General features: G+C 68.1%; 22 protein-coding genes. 7 read left to right on the top strand and 15 right to left on the bottom strand.

Annotated features, from left to right (window positions below; genetic code table 11):
* Nucleotides 1-189: 189 nt before the first annotated feature.
* From ACFYP5_RS26555 to ACFYP5_RS26515, 9 genes are all read right to left on the bottom strand, one after another.
* Nucleotides 190-1,398: a DUF3631 domain-containing protein gene (locus ACFYP5_RS26555; protein WP_389040666.1), complete on the bottom strand. Its 1,209-nt coding sequence runs from the start codon at nucleotides 1,396-1,398 to the stop codon at nucleotides 190-192.
* A complete protein-coding gene (locus ACFYP5_RS26550) occupies nucleotides 1,395-1,751 on the bottom strand; it encodes a hypothetical protein (RefSeq protein WP_389040663.1) in 357 nt (118 codons plus the stop codon). The genes ACFYP5_RS26555 and ACFYP5_RS26550 overlap by 4 nt, the downstream gene beginning before the upstream one ends.
* Nucleotides 1,748-2,653, bottom strand: a complete 906-nt coding sequence (locus ACFYP5_RS26545; protein ID WP_389040661.1) for a bifunctional DNA primase/polymerase — start codon at nucleotides 2,651-2,653, stop codon at nucleotides 1,748-1,750. The genes ACFYP5_RS26550 and ACFYP5_RS26545 overlap by 4 nt, the downstream gene beginning before the upstream one ends.
* Before the next feature lie 278 nt (nucleotides 2,654-2,931).
* A complete protein-coding gene (locus tag ACFYP5_RS26540) occupies nucleotides 2,932-4,626 on the bottom strand; it encodes a MarR family transcriptional regulator (RefSeq protein ID WP_389040658.1) in 1,695 nt (564 codons plus the stop codon).
* A gap of 322 nt (nucleotides 4,627-4,948) precedes the next feature.
* Nucleotides 4,949-5,323, bottom strand: coding sequence for a DUF6251 family protein (locus tag ACFYP5_RS26535; protein WP_389040656.1), 375 nt, complete (start codon nucleotides 5,321-5,323; stop codon nucleotides 4,949-4,951).
* 27 nt (nucleotides 5,324-5,350) lie between these two features.
* Nucleotides 5,351-5,686 carry an RRQRL motif-containing zinc-binding protein gene (locus tag ACFYP5_RS26530; protein WP_389040653.1) on the bottom strand — a complete coding sequence of 112 codons (336 nt, stop codon included), beginning with the start codon at nucleotides 5,684-5,686 and terminating at the stop codon, nucleotides 5,351-5,353.
* Nucleotides 5,686-6,525 (bottom strand): DUF2637 domain-containing protein, encoded by an 840-nt coding sequence (locus tag ACFYP5_RS26525; RefSeq protein WP_389040650.1) that lies wholly within the window; start codon nucleotides 6,523-6,525, stop codon nucleotides 5,686-5,688. Before ACFYP5_RS26525 ends, ACFYP5_RS26530 begins: the two co-directional genes overlap by 1 nt.
* Nucleotides 6,525-6,782, bottom strand: coding sequence for a DUF6284 family protein (locus ACFYP5_RS26520; RefSeq protein ID WP_389040646.1), 258 nt, complete (start codon nucleotides 6,780-6,782; stop codon nucleotides 6,525-6,527). Before ACFYP5_RS26520 ends, ACFYP5_RS26525 begins: the two co-directional genes overlap by 1 nt.
* Before the next feature lie 603 nt (nucleotides 6,783-7,385).
* Nucleotides 7,386-8,102, bottom strand: coding sequence for a GntR family transcriptional regulator (locus ACFYP5_RS26515; protein ID WP_389040643.1), 717 nt, complete (start codon nucleotides 8,100-8,102; stop codon nucleotides 7,386-7,388).
* Between the two features lie 56 nt (nucleotides 8,103-8,158).
* Here ACFYP5_RS26515 and ACFYP5_RS26510 point away from each other — a divergent pair, with 56 nt between their 5' ends.
* From ACFYP5_RS26510 to ACFYP5_RS26495, 4 genes are all read left to right on the top strand, one after another.
* Nucleotides 8,159-8,968: a class I SAM-dependent methyltransferase gene (locus ACFYP5_RS26510; protein WP_389040640.1), complete on the top strand. Its 810-nt coding sequence runs from the start codon at nucleotides 8,159-8,161 to the stop codon at nucleotides 8,966-8,968.
* Nucleotides 8,969-9,134: 166 nt separating this feature from the next.
* Nucleotides 9,135-9,683, top strand: coding sequence for a GNAT family N-acetyltransferase (locus ACFYP5_RS26505; protein WP_389040638.1), 549 nt, complete (start codon nucleotides 9,135-9,137; stop codon nucleotides 9,681-9,683).
* Nucleotides 9,684-9,970: 287 nt separating this feature from the next.
* Nucleotides 9,971-10,432, top strand: a complete 462-nt coding sequence (locus ACFYP5_RS26500) for a hypothetical protein (RefSeq protein WP_389040635.1) — start codon at nucleotides 9,971-9,973, stop codon at nucleotides 10,430-10,432.
* Nucleotides 10,433-10,598: 166 nt separating this feature from the next.
* Nucleotides 10,599-11,351 (top strand): hypothetical protein, encoded by a 753-nt coding sequence (locus tag ACFYP5_RS26495; RefSeq protein ID WP_389040632.1) that lies wholly within the window; start codon nucleotides 10,599-10,601, stop codon nucleotides 11,349-11,351.
* Between the two features lie 459 nt (nucleotides 11,352-11,810).
* On the opposite strand, the gene metG is transcribed toward ACFYP5_RS26495, so the two are convergent.
* Nucleotides 11,811-13,532: a methionine--tRNA ligase gene (gene metG, locus ACFYP5_RS26490; protein ID WP_389040629.1), complete on the bottom strand. Its 1,722-nt coding sequence runs from the start codon at nucleotides 13,530-13,532 to the stop codon at nucleotides 11,811-11,813.
* Nucleotides 13,533-14,735: 1,203 nt separating this feature from the next.
* Here metG and ACFYP5_RS26485 point away from each other — a divergent pair.
* Nucleotides 14,736-16,166: an FG-GAP repeat protein gene (locus ACFYP5_RS26485; RefSeq protein WP_389040626.1), complete on the top strand. Its 1,431-nt coding sequence runs from the start codon at nucleotides 14,736-14,738 to the stop codon at nucleotides 16,164-16,166.
* A 60-nt stretch (nucleotides 16,167-16,226) separates the two neighbouring features.
* Here ACFYP5_RS26485 and ACFYP5_RS26480 read toward each other — a convergent pair whose 3' ends face one another.
* Entirely contained in the window at nucleotides 16,227-16,883 is a 657-nt protein-coding gene (locus ACFYP5_RS26480; RefSeq protein ID WP_389040623.1) for a TetR/AcrR family transcriptional regulator, read from the bottom strand.
* Nucleotides 16,884-16,982: 99 nt separating this feature from the next.
* Here ACFYP5_RS26480 and ACFYP5_RS26475 point away from each other — a divergent pair, with 99 nt between their 5' ends.
* On the top strand, nucleotides 16,983-17,969 hold the full coding sequence (locus tag ACFYP5_RS26475; protein ID WP_389040620.1) for a zinc-binding dehydrogenase: 987 nt from the start codon (nucleotides 16,983-16,985) through the stop codon (nucleotides 17,967-17,969).
* Between the two features lie 54 nt (nucleotides 17,970-18,023).
* On the opposite strand, the gene ACFYP5_RS26470 is transcribed toward ACFYP5_RS26475, so the two are convergent.
* The 3 genes from ACFYP5_RS26470 to ACFYP5_RS26460 all read right to left on the bottom strand — a co-directional run bounded on the left by ACFYP5_RS26470 (nucleotide 18,024) and on the right by ACFYP5_RS26460 (nucleotide 20,952).
* The gene (locus ACFYP5_RS26470; RefSeq protein ID WP_389040617.1) at nucleotides 18,024-19,115 is read right to left on the bottom strand and encodes a phosphotransferase; all 1,092 of its coding nucleotides are present in this window, start codon (nucleotides 19,113-19,115) and stop codon (nucleotides 18,024-18,026) included.
* A gap of 134 nt (nucleotides 19,116-19,249) precedes the next feature.
* The gene (locus ACFYP5_RS26465; RefSeq protein WP_389040614.1) at nucleotides 19,250-19,969 is read right to left on the bottom strand and encodes an HAD family hydrolase; all 720 of its coding nucleotides are present in this window, start codon (nucleotides 19,967-19,969) and stop codon (nucleotides 19,250-19,252) included.
* A 131-nt stretch (nucleotides 19,970-20,100) separates the two neighbouring features.
* On the bottom strand, nucleotides 20,101-20,952 hold the full coding sequence (locus tag ACFYP5_RS26460; protein WP_389040897.1) for a GntR family transcriptional regulator: 852 nt from the start codon (nucleotides 20,950-20,952) through the stop codon (nucleotides 20,101-20,103).
* A gap of 229 nt (nucleotides 20,953-21,181) precedes the next feature.
* On the opposite strand from ACFYP5_RS26460, the gene ACFYP5_RS26455 reads away from it, so the two are divergent.
* Nucleotides 21,182-21,430 carry a hypothetical protein gene (locus ACFYP5_RS26455; protein ID WP_389040907.1) on the top strand — a complete coding sequence of 83 codons (249 nt, stop codon included), beginning with the start codon at nucleotides 21,182-21,184 and terminating at the stop codon, nucleotides 21,428-21,430.
* Here the strand turns inward: ACFYP5_RS26455 and ACFYP5_RS26450 are convergent.
* The gene (locus ACFYP5_RS26450) at nucleotides 21,323-21,742 is read right to left on the bottom strand and encodes a GntR family transcriptional regulator (protein WP_389040612.1); all 420 of its coding nucleotides are present in this window, start codon (nucleotides 21,740-21,742) and stop codon (nucleotides 21,323-21,325) included. The genes ACFYP5_RS26455 and ACFYP5_RS26450 overlap by 108 nt on opposite strands.
* Between the last annotated feature and the right edge of the window lie 28 nt (nucleotides 21,743-21,770).

Below are 21,770 nucleotides of genomic sequence, written 5' to 3'. Positions count from 1 at the left end.
AGGCGTTCTCCCCTTCAACGTGCGTCCAAGCGGGGCCGGGGCCCCTTCCTGTCAGGTCCGCTACCTCCGCTACCTCCGCTACCGCCCTGGTCAGGGGCATGATCGAGGTAGCGGATAGGGGTAGCGGTAGCGGATGAATCCGCTACCGGCCCCGGCCTCTGCGGGCACGGGGCCGGTAGCGGGTAGCGCTTAGGTAGCGGACGGAAAGGGGGTTGCCGCTACCTTTTCCAGGCCGCTGACCTGCGAGGTAGCGGAGGTAGCGGAGGTAGCGGCCCCTGAGGGGGGTGGGGGGCAGTACCGCTGCCACGCGTCGTGGAGATCGGCGGCGTAGTAGCCCTTGAGGACGGTCCCGGCGGACTTGATGTTCCGTGCCTTGACCGGGGTGTTTTCGGTCGTCATGTACTCCCCGAGCATCTTCGCCAGGCTCCGGGAGTCGAGCGGCCGGCCACTCATGTCCGCCCACGGGGCCTCGTCCAGCGCGCACAGCCGGTCCAGGATGGCGACGGTCGGCATGCGGTCGATGCCCGCCATGACGTAGTCCCGTAGGTCAGTGAGCAGGCGGATACCGAGACTGCCCTTGTCATCAGCCCTGGCCGCGTTGACCAACTCCACACAGGCCGTGCGGGCGCGCTCGGGCCAGTCACCGCCGGCCGCGTCCGCGACGGACAGCAGGGGCTCCCACACATCGGCGGGCCGGTCGGTGACACCGTCGGGCATCTCGGGCCACCTGCCCGCGATGTCGTCGCGGACCTGGTCGGCCCACTGGGCGAGCCGGTCCCGCAGCTTGTGGCCCTCGGCCTCGTGCAGCCGGGCCCGGAACGGCTCGGTCTTCTCGTTCCTCGCACGGCGCCGCATACGGATGATGACGGACCGGGTGGTGATCGTGTCCGGCAGGTAGCCGAGCCCAGCGACGGAAACCGCGGTGTAGGAGGGGAACTCCACCACCGTCTGATTCCCCCCATCCCCGATGCACCGGTAGGTGACTCCGGAGCGGCGGTGTCCGGCATTCAGGAAGCCGCGCAGTTCCTCGTTGTCCCCGGCCTTCGGACCGAAGACGGTATCGATCTCGTCGAACAGGATCGTGGGCCGTCCGACCGGGTCGGAGACGGACCGGAAGAGTGCAGCAGCCCGTGCATTCACCGCCAGCATCGGACGCGGCACCAGAGTCTCCACCACCTCCAATGCGCGGGACTTGCCCGAGCCCGGTTCCGGGGAAAGGAACGCGAGTCGGGGGGTGGAGTCAAACGCATCCAGGAGATGGGCGTGCGCGTCCCACAGGGCGACGGCCACATAGGCAGCCTCGCGGGGGAACACGTTGAACCGGCGGTGGAACCGCTCCACTTCGGCGAGCAGCACGGCCCCGTCGACGGGTGCCGTGGTCTGTACGGGGGCAGTCATGCGGCGTTCCTCCTGGCCTGGTCGGCGGCGTTGTGCGGGCACTGTCCGACGCGTACGCGGGTGGTGAGTTCGGTGACTGCCTTCCGGCCGCGGGCCCGTTCGTGACAGCCGCAGGCGCATAGCCAGTCGGCCACCGGGAATCCGCCCCGCTCCAGGCCACGGAGATCAAGCCCGGGGCAGAAGCCGTTCGGGGTGGACGTGCGCGGGTCAGGGAGAACAGCAATGGGGACGGCCTGACGGCCGACGACCTTCAGCGCTCCACTGCCGGATGCGGCCGGGGCTCGTTCGGCGATGCCGGGGCCGGTAGGGGTGGCAGGAAGGCTTTTCAGGTCCGGGCGTTGCTGACGGCTCATGCGGCGGTCTCCCTCGGCCGGCAGGTCCGAATAGACCAGTTGAGGGCGCTGCGCACGGTGGAGCGGCACTCGGCAGCCGACAGTCCGGCCGACTCGCCCGCGGCCTGAAAAGCCTGCTCCACCTCGTGCCGGGGCAGGTCGCCCCATGCGACGAAACGGCCCACGGCGCGGGCGCTCCTGAGCAGCTGCTCGTTGCGGTCGCCCTCCGATGCGGTGGCAACGGCCACGGTCTCGCGTTCCAGCGCCACTTCGGCGGCCCTGTTGCCGCACCGGCGCACGTGGATGCGTACCGGCGGTGCGGGCTGCGGGCCGGGGGTAAGAGCGGTCAGCAGCCATGCGGGGAGTTCGGTGACGGGGGCGGGGTCGGTGACCTCGTATGCCTGGCCGTTCACGGTGCTGCCGGGGGCGACGACGTTGCCGCCCCATGCGCGGGTGTCGATCCGCTTGGCCAGCTTGCCCTTGCTGCTGGGGAGCTGGATGCCGGGTGGGGTGGTGAAGTACAGGTGCATTCCACCGCTGGGAGTCCGCACCCGGTAGGTGGCGGGGACAGCCTGCCCGGCGCGCTCGCAGAGCGCCTTGAAGGAATCCACACCGCTAGGTGTGTCCGCATCGTCTTCAGCCTTGGGCATGTCAAGATCGACGACGACCAGCCCCGACGGCCCCGGCGCGAGACCGACATTGAACGGCCGGACCGACCACGCACCACGGATACGGTCATCGTCCAGAGTGGCGCGCTGCTCCCACTTCTGATGACCAGCCGCACAGGCACCGGCGCCGGTGCAGTATTCCTCTCCGTGCAGTGCGGGGGCTTTGCCGCCAGGCCGCAGAGGGTGGACGTACCAACCACGATCGGCTGCCTGTAAGGCTGCGCAGAGCAGCGCAGTCTTGCGTTCATGGGTCATGCTGAATATCTCCAGTTCTGTGAAGAGTGCTGGCAGACGAGAGCGGCCCCAGATCATTGGCGTGAGACGGGGGCCGCTCTCGGTGTTCAGCTGTGGAAGCGATTGGAGTTGGGGTTCTGGTCGCACCAGTCCTCGGCACACACACCTTGTGGACCGGTTCGCGGTCGTGGGAGCGCATCGGTGTGGGGCGGTGGCACAGCACGCAGGGAAGGTCGCGGGAAGGGTCGAAGTGCCGGGCTTCGCGCCAGTCGAGCAGCGGCATGACTGGCCTCCCTGGGTCAGGCGGCCTCGTCGGCGGTGAGCCCGCCGTCGGCGTTCCGGGTGATGTGCCCGGAGTCCGCGAGGCGCTTGACGACCTTGGACACGGTTCCCTTGGAGAGACCGGTCTGTTCGGCCAGTTCCTTCTGCCGGATCGGCTGCTCGGCTGCGGTGACCACGGCGAGCACTCGCGCTTCCGTGCTGTCCGGAGCATCGGTCGGCGCCTGCTTCACGAGACGGAGGGACGGGCCCTCTGCGGTCGTGGTGTCGACCGGCCCGTGCCAGCGTTTCGTCGGGAGGGCCTTGACCATGTCATCTGTCATCGTCCACGTCCGGATCAGGTGGGGGCCGTGGCCTCCGAGGTATCCGTGGCCACGCATGTCCTTCACCGCGGGGATGAGGTGCGGGCCGTAGTCCGCGTCGTCGTCCAGGGCGACCTGGGCGTGGGTGAGGTTCTTGACCCGCAGGGCGAACCGGCTGTCGGTGTTCGCCGCGATCTGTGCGTGGATACCGGGGGCGTCCCCGGAGGTCACCGGGTACTGCGTCGCCCACTTCAGGACCACGCCACGGGAGCGGCCCAGTGCGCTGATGTCGATGAGCTGCTGCGTCAGGGCCTTGTCCTTGAGCGCGAGGATCACGCGGCCCTCGTCCACGAACAGGGTGAGCTGCTGCCCGTCCCAGACCGACAGGCCCCGGCGCTTCATGTCCACCTTCCGGCGGTTCATCTCCGCGTGGACCTCGGCCACGGTCGTGCGGATCTCTTCCGGCTCGACGGCTGTACGGCAGACCTGTTCCCAGATGGTGGCCTCTTCGCCCTTGCCGTCGACGAACACCAGGTCACCCGTGATGTGGGCGCGGGCCATGTGGGGCCGGGACGACCAGCTTTTGCCGGAGCCGGAAGCGCCGGCCACGGTCAGGCGGTTGTCGAGTGGGATCTCGACCGGCTTGCCGGTCACGGTGTCCAGTCCGATCCCCAGGGCGTCCGGCGTCCAGTCCATGCGCGCACCGTCGGCTGCGAGACGGGTCCTGAGCGTGATGGTTCCCCATCCGCCGCGCTCGCCCGCCTGAATCTCCATGCGCAGCGCGGTCCGGCATCCCAGGAGCGCCCGCACGTTGCCCTCGGCGTCGGCCAGCTTGCCCGGAGTCCACTTGCCGTCCAGCCGCACCGCGACCGTGATGCCCGACTCCGTGAGCGTCGGCCGTCCGGTGATGGTCCCGGCCAGGCCGCGCTGCTCGGCGTGGTCGCGCCAGTGCTCGGGCTGCAGCCGCTTGAGCAGGTCGCGTTCCTCGGCGGTCGGCTCGATGTCGGGCTTGGCCGGCCGATGGGTAGCCGCCCACACGATCGCGCCGACCACGGCCACGGTCACCGCGATGGCCGACCACATCCACACCCGGCCGGGAACGAGCGGCAGGCCGACGTACCCGGCCGCGCCGATGGAGAGTGCCGTCTTGGACGCGAACAGCCACATGGGGTCAGGGACGCGGCGCTTGGCGGTGGCCAGCTCGCGCTCCGCCCGGTGAACGAGGGACGTGACGCCCTGCGGGTCTATGGCGCGCGCCTGGGCAACGGCGCGGCGGGCGTCTCCGACCATGGGGCGGCGCTCGGCTCGCAGGGTGCGGCGGCGCTCGGACTCGGTGTGCCAGCGTTCGTGGCTCCAGCGGGCGGCGGTGGCGGCGTACTTGCGTTGTGTCTGCCAGGCTGATGCGTGGCTCACGGGGAGGTTCCTCTCATGTCTGTGAGTCGGTGGTGACGGGCCATGCGACGGCCCGTCACCACACCTATGAACACGGGGAGTTACAGAGTTTCCGGTTTCCTGGTTTCCTTCAGGGGGCCCTACGCGTGCGCGCGCGAGACGCGAAACTTATGTCACGCAGCGTCGCTACTGGGTCCCTGGTGGCCGAACACGGCCTGAGGGTCTCAACCCCACCCGCGAGGGGGGTCAAGGGCTCTACGGGGCGCTCACGGCTTCGGTGATGCGGGGCCAGGCTGTCCGGCCCCCCGCCCGCCCGGTACGAGACCGGACGGACAGCGGGCAGTCAGCGCCGGCGGGACCGGCGGACCGTCTTGGCGGCGGCCTTGCCGTCCGAACCGCCCACCGACTTCACGAGAGTCGTCACGCCCCAGACAAGGACTGCGGCAAGGAACGCGAGCATCGCCAAGTTGGCGGCGATCGCGGTCAGGACACCCACGAGCAGCGGGCCGAAGTAGACGCCAGCCGCGACCGCCCCGGCACCGACACCGGAACCGAGCGCGATCCGCTGCACCGTCCGGTCCGGCGGGGCCTGGTGGATGTGCTGGTGAACGATCTGCGGTCCGGTCTGCTGCTGTACGGGCAGGTGGGCCGCGTCGGCGTAGGTGTAGGTGCCGTCCGGGAGCTGGACGACCTGAGCGTGAACGGGCAGGGATTCCACGGACCTACTCCTTCAAGGCAGGGAAGTTCAGGCGGCGGTCTGGCTTGCGGAGTCGCAGGGCACGCACATGCCGAGCGAGGGCGGGATGCAGTACCCGGCGTCGCGGCGGCAGTTGGGGCAGGTGCGGCGCGCTCGCATCGCCTTGGCGAGCGCTGCGGCACGGCCCCGCGTCATGGGCCGTACGGGCTTGGCCAAGTCGATGCGGTACAGGTAGGCGACCAGCGGCCCACGCCGCTTGCGGGGCCGCCGGAGTTCAGCGGCGACGTCCTGCCCGCCGGGCCGTAACCCCATCGCCCGGAGCTGGCGGCGGGTCGCATATCCGTCCGGGGCCAGGCGCCACGCGTATGCGGGGAGCGTGGCCATCAGGCCGACGCCTCAACCGGTGCGGCAGTCCGCTCGGCTCGCAGGGTCTCGCGCAGCACACGGGCCTTGGCCGGAGAGGTGCGGACCGCCTTTCGGATGCCCTCGGCGGTCAGATCGGCGACCGCCCAGTCGGCGGTAGCCGATCGGGCCTCGTCAAGCAGTTCATCAGCCGTCCGGACCGGTCGGGCGGAGCGGGCAGCGTCCGGCACACGACCGGTCGCCCCGCGCGGCCGGGCCGACTCGGCAGCAACCAACCGCACCGGGGCGAGCTCGACCAGATCGAGGGAGACGGACGCAGGAAGCGCGGCAGGAGTCTCGACCACCGCGACGGGGGCGGCGGTCGACTCTTCCAGGTCAGCAGTAGACCGATTTGTTGATGTACCAACCCATTCGCCGATCGGGGTGGTCTCGATCGGTCGGTGATGCAACACCTTCGCAACCAGATCGGAGCCGAAGTAGATCGACCCGACCGGCAGCGACGTGGCGAGCAGCACCAGGGCCCAGTTCGCGGGGCCCCAGTCGGCCAGTCGACCCCAGTCGACCGATCCGCCGTGCAGCTCGGGGACGAGCCCGTGGACGTAGTTCAGGACGAGCGAGGCGAGCGCGTAGGCGGCCAGCACCCGCAGCGCGAACGTCTTGTCCTTGCCGACGAGCACGAGGGTGGCGATCAGGGCGAGCGCCATAAGGCCGTCGACCACGAACGGGTAGAGCGTCGCGGCGGTCTCGTCCGCGCCAACTGCGGTGGCGACGTCGCGCAGTGCGTTCCAGGACACCCGGAAGGCCATACCGACCACGGCGACCAGGGCGAGGACGAGCAGCGTTTTGCCAGTCCGGTTCATCACGCCACCGCCCCGGAGCCGGCGCGGTTCGTCAGCTCCCGGCGGGCGGCGAGCACCCGGCGGCGGGCCCGCCGGATACGCCGCTCGTCCAGCTCGTTCGCCTCGCGGTCCAGGGTCATGATCTGCGCGTCCAGCAGCTCGACTTCCGCCCGGATGACGGGCATCTCCAGCTCGATCGCGTCCAGCTCGGCGCCCGACGGCTCACCATCGAGCGAGGCCGCCGTAACAAGGTTCTGAAGTGCAGCGATGTGCTTCATGAGTCGTTTTCTCCCTAGCAGGTGGTACGGCTCGAAAGCGGCCCCGGTGTTTGCCCACCGGGGCCGCGTGCCGTCTGCGGGTCGTTCGTGGCTACGAGCGACCACGGCGACCCGACACCGCAGCCCGCCGAAGAGGCGGGCCCGAATGCCGGGCACCGTGAGCGCTGGTACTTCGGATCTCCGATTCGCACGGCGCTGTTCGCTCCGGGGAGGTCCGAGATCCCGGAGGTCGTCGCAGTCGGTGTGCCGTAGCGGTTCTTTAAAGCCGATGGCGTGTCCCCCACACGGAGGGGTGGGGCCCGGTTGTGACACCGGGCCCGGTCTCGATCGGCTGGTCTCCACTCGCCTCGGCCGGAACGGTCACGGCCGTCGTGCTGCGGTGGATCACGCTGTGGAGTTGTAGGCGTGACGCGATCGACCCACTCCGAAAGTTCCGGATTGGGCTGTGGCCACACCAAGAGACTGGACCGGTGGACCGGTCCAGTCAAGCGATGAAATTTGAGTTGCTGAGCGGTCTGGTTCGTTGTCGCAGGTCAAGCGGCGTGACGAAGCATCAAAAAAGCTGGACCGGCAGACCGGTCCAGCTCCCATTTGAGTGCCTTTCTACATCGCGTAGCTATCCACCTGCTCGAAGAGGGAGGCAGGCGTGACGCCCTCTTCGCAGACCAACGGGCGCCCCGCTTGGTCATGCGCCGTGTGCAGAAGAACCGCAACCGGGCTCCCCTCCGCGATCCTCAACCGCTCCGCCTCCACGTCGGTGGCCAGGCGCACGGTGGTGACATCTACTCCTTCGACCGGGAAGCGTCCGGTCTGTCGACGGACGTAGCGAGTCGTTCCCTCGGCAATGGGAGCGGTATCGGAGAGGCGGGGGGCCGCCTCTCCGATCTCGGGCGGGAACCACGCCTCCACGCAGCTGTTCGGGCTTCCGTCCGGGAGCTGGAGGACGCGGGCGCGACGGAGCGCCTGGACTCCCGGCGCGAGCCCAAGAGCGTTGGCGACGTGCGTGGGAGGTTCGGCCCAGTCGGGGGTGCCGATCCGCAGGAACGGCATCCCGCCCAAGATGCGCGCGGACCCGGCCCGGCGGGCGCCGGCGGGGCGCGCCACGGGTGTCTCCGTTACGACGAACCCAGTCCCCTGCTTGCCCACCACGACGCCGTCGTTGCGCAGCACGTCCACCGCCTTGATGGCGGTCGCCCGTGACACGTCCCATTGTTCGGCCAGGTCGCGGCCGGACGGGATGGTCTCGCCAGGAGCGAATTCACCTGCGGCGATGCGGGCCCGAAGCGACTCAGCGATCTCCTCGTACTTCAGAACAGCCATGGCTTCCTCTACCTCGCACACTGGACTGGTCCACCGGTACACACGATACTGCGAACATGTCGAATCTCGAATTGGCTCCCTCCGTGATGCGGTTCTATGGCGAGACGGTGAACGAGGACAGCCGCCTGCGCAGCTCGGCAGACGGACGGATGGAGCTGGAAAGGACTCAAGAGCTTCTCCGACGGTTTCTGCCCCCTGCGCCGGCCCGCGTGCTCGACGTGGGCGGGGGGACCGGGATTCATGCCGAATGGCTGGTGAAGGACGGCTACGACGTGACACTGGTGGACCCGGTGCCGCGCCATGTCGAAAGCGCGTCAGCCGTGTGCTCGGCGGTCGTGGGAGACGCCCGCGATCTGAGTGAGCCGGACGACAGTTTCGACGTTGTGCAGCTCCTCGGGCCGCTGTATCACCTGCCCGACGCCGAGGACCGTCGTACCGCGCTGGCAGAGGCCCACCGCGTAGTGAGGCCGGGCGGGCTGGTCGCAGCGGCTGCGATCAACCGGTATGCCTCGCTCTTTGAGCACGTGACGTACGCCCACCTCCACAAAGAGCGAATCCGCGACTCCGTCTCCAAGATTCTTGAGACAGCCGTCTACGACGGAGTGCGAGGGTTCACCCTGTCCTACTTCCACAGGGCTGAGGAATTGGCCTCAGAGCTGGTGACGTCCGGACTGACTGACGTGCAGGTTTTTGGGATCGAGGGCCCCGCGTGGTCGCTCGTGAAGACAGCCGAGCAACAGCCGGGTGAGGGGCCCACGGATGAGCTGATCGCTTCGGCCATGGAGGCGGCCCGCATGGCCGAGCCGTACCCCGAATTGCTCGCTGCCAGTTCGCATCTACTGGCCGTGGGACGGGCTCGCGATTAAAGCCATGTCCCGGTGGCGGATGACCACGTAGTGCCCGGCAGCGGTGAGCCGCACGGCCAGAGAGCGGGCGACTGCGAGGGCCCTTTCCGGACTATGGGGAAGCAGAGCGCGGAACGTGCGCGAACATCTGCGTGCGGCCGGTCTTGCGTCACGGCAGGATGGGCGGATGGAGCAACCACTTGACGTGCCCGAACTCGCTGCTGGTGCGCGGTTCAGTCTTCGGCCGTGGCGCCTTTCGGATCTTCAGCTTGTCCGCGAGGCGTCCGAGGACGATTACATCCCGTTGATCACGACGGTGCCCGCGCCCTATTCGGAGTCGGCAGCTGTCGCGTTCGTCGAGCGGCAGTGGGGTCGGGCGACCGAGAGGACTGGGTATCCGTTCGTCATCGTGAGCGCTGATGGTCGGCCGGTCGGGAATGTGGGGCTGTGGCTGAAGGACCTGGGGCAGGGTCGAGCATCGTTGGGCTACTGGGTCGTTAAGTCGGCGCGTGGGCAGGGGGCGGCCGTTGCCTCGGTCAGCGCCGTCGCCGGCTGGGCCTTGAGCGAGCTGCGGATTCCTCGGCTTGAGCTGTATGTCGAGCCGTGGAACACAGGTTCCGTGCGCACTGCCGAGCGCGCGGGGTTCCAACGTGAGGGGCTGCTGCGGGGCTGGCAGCAGGTGGGGGCCGACCGGCGGGACATGTTCATGTATTCGCTACTGAACGATGAGCACTGATGTCACTGGCCGTGCCCGCTGTTCAGGTCGGCAGGATCAGCGCAATAGGTGTACGCGGATGCCGGCTCAGCCAGCCTTGGCGGGCTCCTCGGCTCGGGCCCACGCACTCGCGAATAAAGCCAGATTCGCGAACGGAGAGCGGGCAGTCAGGCGGTTGCGCCTCTAAGCGGTCTGGCGTCAGCACGCCTTGAACGCTCTAATACCGCTTCATGGACGCAGCGCTAGCGGCAGTTATCGGTGCAGCGATGGGCACTGTAGGGGGGTTGGGCGGTGGTTGGCTGAGCGCCATGAGCCAGACCGCTCAACAACGGCGGCAGCAGCAGGTGGACCGGGAGATCCGACTGGAAGCGACCCGCCGTGACGCCTACGGCACTTTGATAGACGCTTCGAAGCAGCTCTCTGCGGCTTGGTGGAGAGTTGCAGACCAGCTGCGCGACGCGACCAGCACTCCAGAGCAGTGGCAGGAATCTGCTGCAGCAGCCCATGCCGCATGGATGCGGTTCAGTACGGCCGTGGCCTCCGTGACCGTCGCCGGCCCAGGTCCCGTAGCGGAAGCAGCCGATTCGCTCAGGCATGCCATGTCCGCATTGGACGGGGCCGGGATGGACTGGCACAAGGCCGCGCGCAGTGAAGGAACAGGGCTGATCGAAGCGTGTGATGCACGCTATCGACAGGCGGCGAAGGCGAAGCGAGTCCCAGGCAGCGAATTCCAGTTCGCCGCCCGGAGAGCGTTGAACGCCGAGGACTAAAGAGGATGTCTCACGTGGCTGCTCGCTGGACCCCGGGTAGTGCCGGTCGGGGGCTGTCCTTATGGTCCGGAAGGCCTCCTCGAGTAAGCGCTGTTCGTCTATTGTGCCCCGTAACCGGGGTGCCAGCAGGGGAGATCTGAGTGCCTCGGTGCGTATGGGGGGCAAAATGAAGAAGATCATGCTCGTTGTGGCAGTGGGCCTCTTGGTTGCAGGGTGTTCCGGCGCGCCGGAAGAGACTCAGCATTCCGATTCAAAGAAGACGGCAAGCACGGTGGCCACCGAAGCTGCTGAGAGCCCGTCTGAGGAGAAGGAGGTCGTCGACGCGCCCGATCCTGTCGCGGTGGACGAGATCGACTGCTCTGGCGAGTACTACTCCACCGTGGAGGAGGCGTGGGCGGAGGAGCAGGATTTGTGCGACGCCACCCTCAGCGGCACGGAGATGAGCGACACGGAGACGAAGTCGCTGCAGGTCGCATACGGAGATGAGGGGGACCTCGACAGCCTCGCCATCCTGTATGGCATCTGCGCGCAGTCTGGCTCGGAGAGCTGGTCGTACCTCCAGCAGGCAGGCTCCAAGGACCAGCTCGCGGAAGTGCGAGGCGCCTTGCTTCTGTGCCCGGACCACCCAGACAAGAAAAAGGTCGAAAAGCTGGTTGGAGGCGCTGCGAAACGCAACAAGCTTGAAGACGAGGGGCGGGTCTTCAGCGACGGCGTCTACCGCGTGGGCTCTGACATCAAACCCGGCACCTACTACGTCACCGACGTTGACGGATGCTACTGGGAAAGGACCGACGCCAACGGGGAGACAATCGACAACAACTTCGTCACTGCTGCGAAGCGGGTCCAAGTGACCATCCTCGGAAGCGACTACTCCTTCAACAGCGAAAGCTGCGGGCAATGGCAGCCTGTGGGCAGCTGATCGCGCCGTCCCAGCACCTCAGCGGGGGCCAAACGGGGGGCCAACCGCCTTAGCAAGCGGCGTATTTCCCTGGACGGCCACGGACAGATCGAGGACTGCCAGCCCAAGCTAGTCGGGCACCCCACGAGGTCGACTGCCCTCGGAATCGCGTTCGGGACGAAGAGGTCGTGGGTTCAAATCCCGCCACCCCGACAGCTGAAACACCAGGTCAGGGGCCTGATCCACTAAGTGGATCAGGCCCCTGAGTGGTTTCCGGAGGCTTCTTGGGAGCCGAGAGTGGAAGGCGGCGCCCCATCGGCCCCCGAAGCGGTGAGGGTGTTTCGATGATTCGGCGAGATGGCTCGCAGGGCGCGGGGCTGCTGCCCGACGCGTGAGGACGCCCTCCGGCAACCTCTCGACGGCTGAGAGCCCCTCGGGGCCCTCAGCCCATCGTGATCGCCGACGGAAGCGGATCCTGGCTCAGGCGTCGGCTCCGCCGAAGCGTTCGCGGTAGGACTCCAGGTCCTCCTCCGTGATCTTCGCGAAGAGGACCGGCGGCACGGTGAACGGTGTGCCGGCCGGGACGGCGTCCAGAGACGTGGCCGGCTCGGCGGTCACCCAGGTCGCGGTGTCGCTCTCCAGGGCGAAAGCACCGCGCATCGCGGCGGCCGAAGCCGGGATGAACGGCTCGGAGACGATCGCGTAGAGGTGGATGAGGTTCATCGCCGTGCGCAGGGTCAGGGCCGCACCTTCCGGGTCGGTCTTGATCTCCAGCCAGGGGGCCTTCTCCTCCAGGTAGGAGTTTCCTGCCGACCACAGGGCGCGCAGCGCGGCCCCGGCCTTGCGGAACTGGAGGGCCTCCATGTGCTCCTCGTACTCGGCCAGCAGCCGCGTGATCTCCTCGCCGAGTCGTGCCTCCGCCTCGCCTGCCGCGTTGCCCGCGGGGACGTCGTCCCCGAAGCGCTTGCGGGAGAAGGACAGCACGCGGTTGACGAAGTTGCCGAGGGTGTCGGCCAGGTCCTTGTTGACCGTGGCGGCGAAGTGCTCCCAGGTGAAGGAGGAGTCGTCGGACTCGGGGGCGTTGGCGATCAGGAAATAGCGCCAGTAGTCCGCGGGCAGCGTCTCCAGGGCGGCATCGGTGAAGATGCCCCGCTTCTGGGAGGTGGAGAACTTCCCGCCGTAGTACGTCAGCCAGTTGAAACCCTTGACGACGTCGACCTTCTTCCACGGCTCGCGGACGCCGAGTTCGGTGGCCGGGAACATCACCGTGTGGAAGGGGACGTTGTCCTTGGCCATGAACTGGGTGTAGCGCACGCTGTCGTCGGCCTCGTACCACCACGACTTCCAGTCGCGGACCTCACCGTCCGGGGCCGCGTCCGACCACTCCTTCGTCGCGCCGATGTACTCGATCGGGGCGTCGAACCAGACGTAGAAGACCTTGCCCTCGGCCGCCAGCTCCGGCCAGGTGTCGGCCGGGACCGGTACACCCCAGTCCAGATCCCGGGTGATGGCCCTGTCGTGCAGGCCCTCGGTCAGCCACTTGCGGGCGATCGAGGACGACAACTGCGGCCACTGTTCCTCGTGGAGCGCCACCCACGCCTCGACCTCGTGCTGGAGCTTCGACTGGAGCAGGAACAGGTGCTTCGTCTCGCGGGCCTCCAGTTCCGTGGAACCGCTGATCGCCGAGCGCGGGTCGATCAGGTCGGTCGGGTCGAGCACCCGGGTGCAGTTCTCGCACTGGTCGCCCCGGGCCTTGTCGTAACCGCAGTGCGGACAGGTGCCCTCGACGTACCGGTCGGGGAGGAAGCGGCCGTCGACGGGCGAGTAGACCTGACGGATATCCCGCTCCTCGATGAAGCCGTTCTCGTGGAGCCGGCGCGCGAAGTGCTGCGTGATCTCGACGTTCTGCTGCGAGGAACTGCGCCCGAAGTAGTCGAAGGCCAGCTGGAAGCCGTCGTAGACGGCCTTCTGGTCGTCGTGGGCCTGCGCGCAGAACTCCGCCACCGACAGCCCTGCCGCCTTGGCCGCCAGCTCGGCCGGCGTTCCGTGCTCGTCGGTCGCGCAGATGTAGAGGACGTCGTGGCCACGCTGGCGGAGGTACCGGGAGTACACATCCGCCGGAAGCATCGACCCGACCATGTTGCCCAGGTGCTTGATCCCGTTGATGTAGGGAAGAGCGCTGGTTACCAGGTGTCGAGCCATCCTTGGATGCTCCATTTCGTACGTACGGCGCCTGCGGCGATGCCACGGCGGGCCCAGGTCGGAAGGGTGCAGCAAGCGGCGACCGCTCAGGTCGCGCAGCCGGATCACCTGGGGTGAGGACCGGAGCTGCAAACCGCCGCAATCGTATGGCACCCGGGCACCGTCACCGCGAGCCGTTTATCCCTCGGACGCCCAGCGTCGACGGGTCGAAAACGCACTCGGCCGTCCGGGGCAGGCGGCCAAGCTAGTCCCGTACGGCCGAGGCGGTCCTCATGCTAGCGCCGGTCACTTCTGAAGCCTGCACGGTCGTGATCTCGCTGACGGCTGCGGCGTCCAGCGGCAGCAAGCGGCCTGAGATCTCGGAGCACGTGCTGCATGAGGCCCAACCGATCGAACCCCAGAAGCGGGTGTGGACCGACCTGGACCATGCCCTGGCCAGAGAGCCGAGGCAGCAGCCTTCCTCGTTCCCCAGGGACGACTACGGACATGACCTTGCGCGCCGGCCGGGTCAAACGGCAGGCACGTCAGGTCACTTGAGTCTGTGATCGCGTTCGGGCCGAAGAACAGATCGCCGCACCGCGATGTGCGGCGGGACCCCGTTCGCGGTATTCACAAACTCCGCCATCGCGCCGATACTGACAGTTACGGATCGGCAAGGGACCGCAGGCCGGTTCCGCCGGACAAACGGGGGACCCATGATCTTCATCGTTTCCATGGCGGTCGTGTTCTCAGCCGCGGTCGGGGCGTGCTTGGTCGTACTGCGGCGCAGAGGCGGCTCCGGGGAAAGCGGGGCCCTGCAGCGTGGGGCAGCGGACCAGGGACTCGCACAAGGGCTGGGCATAACCCCCAGGTCATAACCACCACCCGGTACGGGACGACCTCCAGCGCATCGGCCGACAGTCGAGCAGGCCAACGGCGGCAGCCCTCCCCGACTCCCGTGGACGGCTACGGACCGGGCCACTTGCGCGTCGGCTCACGCCAAACAGCTGGCACACAAGGCCACTCGCACGCATCGCCGCGTTCGGGGCGAAGAAGCCGGGGGTCCGATCCCACCGCCCTGACGGCACAGACACAGGCCGGCCACCTCCTCAGCGGAGTAGGTGGCCTCTGCTGTACGAACACCACGCATGTCTCGTGCAACCCTTCAGCCCCCCGCGTCGTCTACGCAACTGTCTGGACCTGTCCCAGGGGGGAAACACCGCCATGTCTCTGCAGCCCCGCACCCTCGTCGCCATCGCAGCCGCAGCCGCGCTGACCGGTGGCCTGCTCACCGCCGTCACCGCGGCGCCGGCCGCCGCCGCCCCCGCCAAGTACGCCGACGACTTCAACGGCGACGGACACCGGGACCTCGCGATCGGCATGCCGTACAAGGCCATCAACGGCGCCCCGGCCGCAGGCGGAGTGATCGTGACTTTCGGCTCCGCAACCGGTCTGACCACCAAGCGGGTCGGGCTCAACCAGAGTTCCTCCGGGGTTCCGGGGACGCCGGAGGACGGCGACCGTTTCGGAATGTCGATCGCCAGCGGAGACCTGGACGCGGACGGATACGCGGACCTCGTCGTGGGCGCCGACCACGAAGGTGTGGGCAGCAACGAGGGCCAGGGCAGTGTGACCATCCTCTGGGGCGGCACCAAGCCGTTCACCAGCAGCACCACGACCGCGGTGGCCGACCCGCACCCGTGGCAGGCCCACGGCTGGGATGTCGCGGTGGGCGATTTCACGGGGGACAGCGGTGCGGACCTCGCCGTGATCGAGTCGGAGTCCGTCGCCGTCTACGATGGGGGTTTCGCCCGCGGGAGCCAGCCGGAACCGACGTACACCGGCCTGACCGGGCCTGGGGGGCAGCTCGGCAACAGCGAGGCGGCCGTGGGCGACATCGACGGGGACGGCAAGGACGATCTGGCCGTGACCGGACGCGACTCCGGGTACGACCGGCCGGCCGTCGACGTCTTCTACGGCGCGACAGGAAGGCCGCAGACGGGGCCGCGGGTGACCGGCGGTGGCACGGCAGTCGCCCTCGGCGACATCAACGGGGACGGTTACGACGACATGGCGGCGTCCCTCACCTGGCCCGAGTACTACTCCGCAGCCGATCCGAGCGCCGGCGCCGGCTACGTCACCGTGCGGTACGGCAGCCCGGCGGGTGTCGGCGATCCGGTGGTCATCCACCAGAACAGCGCCGGTGTGCCTGGCGCCGACGAGGACGCCGACGGCTTCGGCAGCTCGCTGGCGATCGGCGACATCACCGCTGACGGCCGGGCCGAGCTGGTGGTCGGTGTCAACGGCGAGGACCTCGGCAGCACCAAGAACGCCGGCGATGTGGCGGTGTTCCGCGGCTCCGCCTCCGGAGTGTCGATGTCCGGGGTCGTGCGCATCTCCCAGGGCACCACCGGCGTGCCGGGCGGCCCCGAGACCGACGACCTGTTCGGCGGCCAGGTCCGGCTCGCCGACTACAACCACAACGGCAAGGCAGATCTGGCCGTCACCGCACCCTTCGAGAACGGTCGCAACGGAGCCCTGTGGACCCTGCTGGGCACCGCGTCCGGCCTCACCGGCTCCGGTTCCAAGGTCTTCGGCTCCGACGACTACGGCCTCGCGAACGGATCGCGCCTCGGAGAGTCGCTGCTCGACTGAGCCGGGCGAGCGATTCCGGTTCGGTTCGAGCGGCCAGGAGGATTCGCGCGGCCGTCCGTCCTACCGCTCCTTCTCCAGACCCGACCTCAGTTGCACGAAGCCCAGTTCGGCCGCTCGCACCGCGTCCTCGTACACCTCGTCCGCGCTCTCCCCCGCGTCGATGCGCCGCCAGTTCTCCAGCGCCAGGATCCGCTGTACGGCGATGATCTGCCCCGCTGCCAGCCGGTCCGGTACGGCGTCGCCCAGCGCGCGGGCGAGCGCCGCCTCCGAGCGGCCCTGGTATCCGTACATGCGGGCCACCAGCGACGGTGTCCCGTACAGCATCCGGTGGAACGCCAGGACCTGCGGGTGATCGCAGAGCCCGGTCACCGGGTCACGGCGCTCCAGACCGTCCAGGAAGTGGCGGCGCAGGGCGTCCAGCGGCGATTCGTCCTGCCCACGGGCCGCGACCACCCGGGCCGCCTCGTCCTCGTGGTCGGCGAACCGGTGCAGAGCCAGGTCCTCCTTGGCCGGGAAGTACCGGAACAGCGTCGGCTTGGAGATGTCGGCAGCGGCCGCCACCTCCGCCACCGAGACCTTGTCGAAGCCCCGCTCCAGGAACATGGCGATCGCGGCATCGGAGACCGCCTGGTACGTCAGCTGCTTCTTCCGCTCACGCAGACTGACCGGCGCCTGCGCAGCCGGCCCGGTTCCGGTCTTCTCTCCGCTCATGACCATGAAGGGTACGCCCTTGACCTCAACCGGACTTGACGTCCGAGAGTGGTCGCACGGGCGCGGGGCAGGCCGGTCGCCCGGTGACGGAGAGGTGTGATCCGCATGCGTGTGGCGCTGGTCAGGGAGCTGGGTGGCCCGGAGGTACTGGCTCCGGCCGAGATGCCCGACCCGGTGCCGGGGCCCGGCGAGGTGGTGATCGCCGTGAGCCACGTCGACACGCTCTTCGTGGAGACCCAGATCCGGTCGGGTGCGTTCAGTGACTACTTTCCGGTCCGGCCCCCGTACGTTCCGGGAGGCGGGATCGCCGGGACGGTGCGCACCGTCGGCGAGGGCGTCGACACCGGATGGGCCGGACGCCGGGTCGTCGCCTCCGTCGGCTTCACCGGCGGCTACGCCGAGCAGGCGGTGACCAGCGCCGACCACCTGGTGCCGGTACCGGACGGGCTGGGGCTGCGCGAGGCCGCCGCCCTCGCGCACGACGGGGTGACGGCCGCCGCGCTGATGGAAGCGACCGCCCCCGGCCCCGGCGAACGCGTGCTGATCCTCGGCGCCTCCGGCGGCATGGGAACCCTCCTCGTACAGCTGACGCACGCGGCAGGCGCCCATGTCGTCGCGGTGGCCCGCGGCGACCGGAAGACGGCGCTGGTACGGGAGCTGGGCGCCGACGACGCGATCGACGGAGCGGGCAGGGGGTGGGTGGAACAGGCGCGTACGGCCCTGGAAGCGGCGGGCGGCCCGGCCGATGTGGTCCTCGACGGGGTCGGCGGTGCAATGGGAGCGGCTGCCTTCACCCTGACCGCCGACGGCGGCCGCTTCTCCGCCCACGGAGCACCGACGGGCGGCTTCGCCCCGATCGACCCGCAAGAAGCGGCACGGCGTGGCATCACGCTGCGCGGCATCGGGGACGTACAGCTGACCGGCGCGGAGTACGTACGCCTGGCCGGACACGCACTGGCCGAGGCAGCGGCCGGACGGCTGCGTCCGGTGATCGGGCACGTCTACCCACTGGAGCAGGCGGCCGAAGCGCACACGACGATCGAGGAGCGCAGCCTGCTGGGCAAAGTGCTGCTAGGCACACGGGAGGGGTGACGGGGCGGGGCGGGAACGGAGCCCAAAGGCGGGCCGACCCCGTCGGTGTGCTACTCAGCGTGCGGTCGCGGTAACGACAGGGGGCGCCTTCAGCCAGCGAGCGTAGGCGGTGATCACCTCACCCACCGAGGGCTCGGCCTCCAGCCTGAGCGGTAGGCGTGCCGCCCCAAGCGCCCGCTTGATCCGCCAGGCGATCCTGGGCAGTTGTAGCCGGTTCGGCTCGGCGCCCTGCGTCCTCAGCGCCAGTGCACCCCGGATCACGTCGGTGTAGACGGACTGTGCCCTCTTGTACGCGAGCAGCACATTCAGGTCCGTGTCCCAGCCTTTGACACACTCCGGGCGCCGGCTCTCGACCGCTCTTCGCCAGAGCTCACCGACCCGGTGCGCCTCCTTGGCCGAGTAACGCATCAGATGGAGGTGGGTGGCGAGGTCGTAGAGCGGATCACCGATCATGGCGAGCTCCCAGTCAATGGCCCAAAGATCCCCCTTGCGGTCGACGATGAAGTTACGTCGGTGCAGATCACCGTGGATCAGCGAGAAGGAGCGTGGCGTCAGTGCCTCGGCCCGGGCCTTGAGATGGTCCAAAGCGCCGTCCCGTACGCCGAGCTCTGCCAGCAGTCCGTGATACGCGACGCCGTGCCCCCGGTACACGCGTTGCTCTGTGAAGTTGATCAGTCGAGTCAGGAATCCGTGGGAGTCGCCGTCGCCGGGGCGGTCCACGTCGTCACAGACCCTACGCGCTCCGACATCGTCGATGCCGAGAGAGGCCAGCTCTCCAAAGAGTTCGCCTAGCTGAGACCGGTGCTTCGGCGAGAGGCCCTTGCTCGGCAGTACGCCGGCCCCAAGAGTCCTCCCCTCGATGAACCGTTGCACAAGTACGCCGCGGTCGACCACCTCCGGAACCCGCGTCACACGTCCCCGCAGATCCAGGAGCAGCTCCTCCTCCGAGGCGAAACACCTCCGGTCGAACCAGAGCAGCCCCGCGCGGGGCTCCCGGTATTTGGCGCGGCCCCCGTCAGGCAGCGGAACCGCATAAGCCTCGTGATGGTTCCCTTTGAGGGGGCCTTCGATCGCCGGGTCGTCGAAAGGCCGCCCAAACGTGTCCGCCGCTCGGCGCTTGACTTCGGATTCCAGCGGAACTGCCATGTCTCGGTGCCTTTGGTGGTGCAGGACTGAAGCTGATGAAGGGAAACTACTGGTGCCATCGCCTTTCAGGGGCATGTATCCCTCGGACGCCCCCGTGTCTTCACCCACCCCACCGCACGCCGTCCGAACACTCTTCACCGCCGCTGACCCCGAACGCCCTTCACCGCCTCGACCAGGAGCCCCAGACGCTCGACGGTGACCCCGTCCTCGGCACCCAGTGCCTCCCACTTCCTGTAGTTCTTCGCGTATCCGATAAAGGGAATTCCCAGCGTCTGGGCGGCTTCACGGTCGGCCCGCGAGTCCCCGATCATGAGTGCGTCGGCCGCCGCCGATCCGGTCGACTCCAGGGCCCGGCGAAGACAGTGCGGATGCGGTTTGAGGAGCGCTGGGTCGGGCGTCCGGCCGTGCACATGTCGTCCGAAGCAGTCGACCATACTGCGGTCGGCGAGATAGTGATTCACCGCGGTTGCGGAGTTGTTGGTCGTCACGGCCAAGACGTATCCCTCGTCGCGAAGGGTACGTATCAGCAGATCGGCGTCCGGAGTGGCTTTGGCGCTCTCTGTGGCTATGACCTCCTCGGCCGTGAGCCGTCGCTCCAGGTGCCCGACCAGGTCGGAGTCCGTGTGGAGGCGGGCGACCGCCTGCAGCACGGCCAGCGGGTCTCTCTCCCCGACCGGTTCGGACACACTGGCCGGATCACCTCCGCGCAGCCCCAGTTCGCCGGCCAGTGCCTCTGCGACCCGTTTCGCAGTGTGTCCGGAGAACAGATCGCAGACGGGCCCATCAAAGTCGAAGAGCACATGCTTGGCCGATGCGAAAAGGGCCGACAGCGCCCTCGGGTGCGGGTTGGTCACAGCACTCCGTCCGTGGGGCAGCAGGCAAGTGGCGGGGCTCGCACCCTCCATACTGCCCGCAGACCCCAGGTACGTCAGAGGTGTCGGGCCATCAATCGACATGACCACGACGACAATTGGGGCACTCCGTGTCAGGTGCCCAGAACCAGTTCGGTCGCAATCGTGTTCCACAGACTCTCGAACCATGCCGCAGACTGCGCCACGAACAATTGATCGCGTACCCCGGCAGTCACTTCGAAGCGGAAGAGCGTTGAGTCACTGCCCAGCACATCGAACAGCTCCGTCGGCGAGCCCTCGATCAGCTCCTCACGCTTCTCCACCGTGTAGTACGCGAACAGCGCCTCTGTTTCGTTCAGCAGGTACAGCTTCACCGGAGGAGTGAACGGCAGCGCCCTCATCGTCACTTCGACGTCCAGGTCGTGCGTGCTGCGCAGCGATTCAAGGTTGTGCTTGAGCACTTGCCCCTGTGAGTTGCGCAGCGCCAGCCAGCGCTGGTGCACCGCCCCGTCGTCGTGCAGAGGTTCGGCCCGTCGGGGAAAAGCCAGGTCGAGGTCGCGGGCCGGCAGCATCACCCGGACCTTCACCGAACGCGGGGCCGGCTTCCCCGCTCTGATCCGCTGCAATGGCTCGGACAGGGCGAGGGTGAGGGACTCGGCCGTCAGACAGAGCGCATCGATCCGTACGTCTTCGCCCTGGAACGCCCCCAGGATCCGGGGACCGAGCCCCGCCGCCGTCTGCTGGGGGACCTCCACCGCGGCTGGGCTGGCAACCCGGGGCGGAGCTCCTCTGGTGACACCCATGAGCAGCCCGTCACTCTGCAGGCGCTGAAGCGCCAGACGGACCACTCCGCGCTCGACCCCGAACTCCTCGGCCAGCACGGCCTGGGTCGGCAGCTGATCGCCGGACTTCAGGACTCCGGCACGGATACGCGCCCGAAGCGCGTCCGCCACTTCATCGGGCGAGGGCTTACGACTGCCGTTCATTGCTGTGCGCTCAGGAGTCACAACAGAACGCTACAACTTCCCGCCATCAAGCGGGAGTTGTTTGCGAGATGGCACCAACTGGGAACAACTTAGGCAGTTGGTCGTAACCTCTCCAAGTTCGACCCAGCACCTCTCCCCGCTCGCCCGTCCACCGTCGTACGGGTGCTGCTCGCGCATCGGCTGATTCCCCCGAGCCTCTCCGCTCCCCACCTCCCGAGGAGGGACCGCCATGCCCTGGATCACCCTTTTCCTAGAGCAACTGGCGCAATGGAAACTCGGCTTCATGGGTGGCGTGAGCGCCTCCCTCATGGCAGCCGGGATCAAGCTGGGCAACACGAAGTGCCTGATCGTGGGCTGCGTGATACTCGCGCTACTCCTCGGCTCCGCACGCGATTCCCATGCGACACCCTCGACCCATCAGAAGTCGACGCACGTCGCCAGTTCGTCCCAGTTCGATCAAACATTGCATGAAACGTAGCCTGATCGAGCGTGGGGTCGGCGGTTCAGACCGTAGAGCTTCATCTGCGGTGCGAGCGGCACCAACCGCACCCGACTCGGACTTCGGCCCTTCGCCGACGAACGTCCCACTGCCCTGCCGGGTGACGATCAGCCCCTTGCTGCTGAGCAGCTTCAGCGCTTCTTTGACCGTCGCGCACGAGACATGGAAACGGTCCGCAAGCTGCTCATAGGTGGGCAGCCGGTCACCGGGTCGCCATACCTCGCTGTTGATCCCTTTCAGCAGCTCATCGGCGATCCGCTTGTACTGATGCGCACTGCTGCCACCTGGCACAGGTCCATGGCTCGGCACCCCTCGACAC

The organism is Streptomyces sp. NPDC005262 (assembly GCF_042872425.1).
Classification (GTDB): Bacteria; Actinomycetota; Actinomycetes; order Streptomycetales; family Streptomycetaceae; genus Streptomyces.
The sequence above is the reverse complement of the archived record's forward strand: the minus strand, read 5'-3'. Positions and strand labels throughout refer to the sequence as shown.

Excerpts from the sequence above, each read along its gene's own strand:
- ACFYP5_RS26555 (WP_389040666.1), bottom strand. The coding sequence starts at position 1,398 with ATGACTGCCCCCGTACAGACCACGGCACCCGTCGACGGGGCCGTGCTG.
- ACFYP5_RS26550 (WP_389040663.1), bottom strand. The coding sequence starts at position 1,751 with ATGAGCCGTCAGCAACGCCCGGACCTGAAAAGCCTTCCTGCCACCCCT.
- ACFYP5_RS26545 (WP_389040661.1), bottom strand. The coding sequence starts at position 2,653 with ATGACCCATGAACGCAAGACTGCGCTGCTCTGCGCAGCCTTACAGGCA.
- ACFYP5_RS26530 (WP_389040653.1), bottom strand. The coding sequence starts at position 5,686 with ATGGCCACGCTCCCCGCATACGCGTGGCGCCTGGCCCCGGACGGATAT.
- ACFYP5_RS26525 (WP_389040650.1), bottom strand. The coding sequence starts at position 6,525 with ATGAACCGGACTGGCAAAACGCTGCTCGTCCTCGCCCTGGTCGCCGTG.
- ACFYP5_RS26520 (WP_389040646.1), bottom strand. The coding sequence starts at position 6,782 with ATGAAGCACATCGCTGCACTTCAGAACCTTGTTACGGCGGCCTCGCTC.
- ACFYP5_RS26515 (WP_389040643.1), bottom strand. The coding sequence starts at position 8,102 with ATGGCTGTTCTGAAGTACGAGGAGATCGCTGAGTCGCTTCGGGCCCGC.
- ACFYP5_RS26510 (WP_389040640.1), top strand. The coding sequence starts at position 8,159 with ATGTCGAATCTCGAATTGGCTCCCTCCGTGATGCGGTTCTATGGCGAG.
- ACFYP5_RS26505 (WP_389040638.1), top strand. The coding sequence starts at position 9,135 with ATGGAGCAACCACTTGACGTGCCCGAACTCGCTGCTGGTGCGCGGTTC.
- ACFYP5_RS26500 (WP_389040635.1), top strand. The coding sequence starts at position 9,971 with ATGAGCCAGACCGCTCAACAACGGCGGCAGCAGCAGGTGGACCGGGAG.
- ACFYP5_RS26495 (WP_389040632.1), top strand. The coding sequence starts at position 10,599 with ATGAAGAAGATCATGCTCGTTGTGGCAGTGGGCCTCTTGGTTGCAGGG.
- metG (WP_389040629.1), bottom strand. The coding sequence starts at position 13,532 with ATGGCTCGACACCTGGTAACCAGCGCTCTTCCCTACATCAACGGGATC.
- ACFYP5_RS26485 (WP_389040626.1), top strand. The coding sequence starts at position 14,736 with ATGTCTCTGCAGCCCCGCACCCTCGTCGCCATCGCAGCCGCAGCCGCG.
- ACFYP5_RS26480 (WP_389040623.1), bottom strand. The coding sequence starts at position 16,883 with ATGGTCATGAGCGGAGAGAAGACCGGAACCGGGCCGGCTGCGCAGGCG.
- ACFYP5_RS26475 (WP_389040620.1), top strand. The coding sequence starts at position 16,983 with ATGCGTGTGGCGCTGGTCAGGGAGCTGGGTGGCCCGGAGGTACTGGCT.
- ACFYP5_RS26470 (WP_389040617.1), bottom strand. The coding sequence starts at position 19,115 with ATGGCAGTTCCGCTGGAATCCGAAGTCAAGCGCCGAGCGGCGGACACG.
- ACFYP5_RS26460 (WP_389040897.1), bottom strand. The coding sequence starts at position 20,952 with ATGAACGGCAGTCGTAAGCCCTCGCCCGATGAAGTGGCGGACGCGCTT.
- ACFYP5_RS26455 (WP_389040907.1), top strand. The coding sequence starts at position 21,182 with ATGCCCTGGATCACCCTTTTCCTAGAGCAACTGGCGCAATGGAAACTC.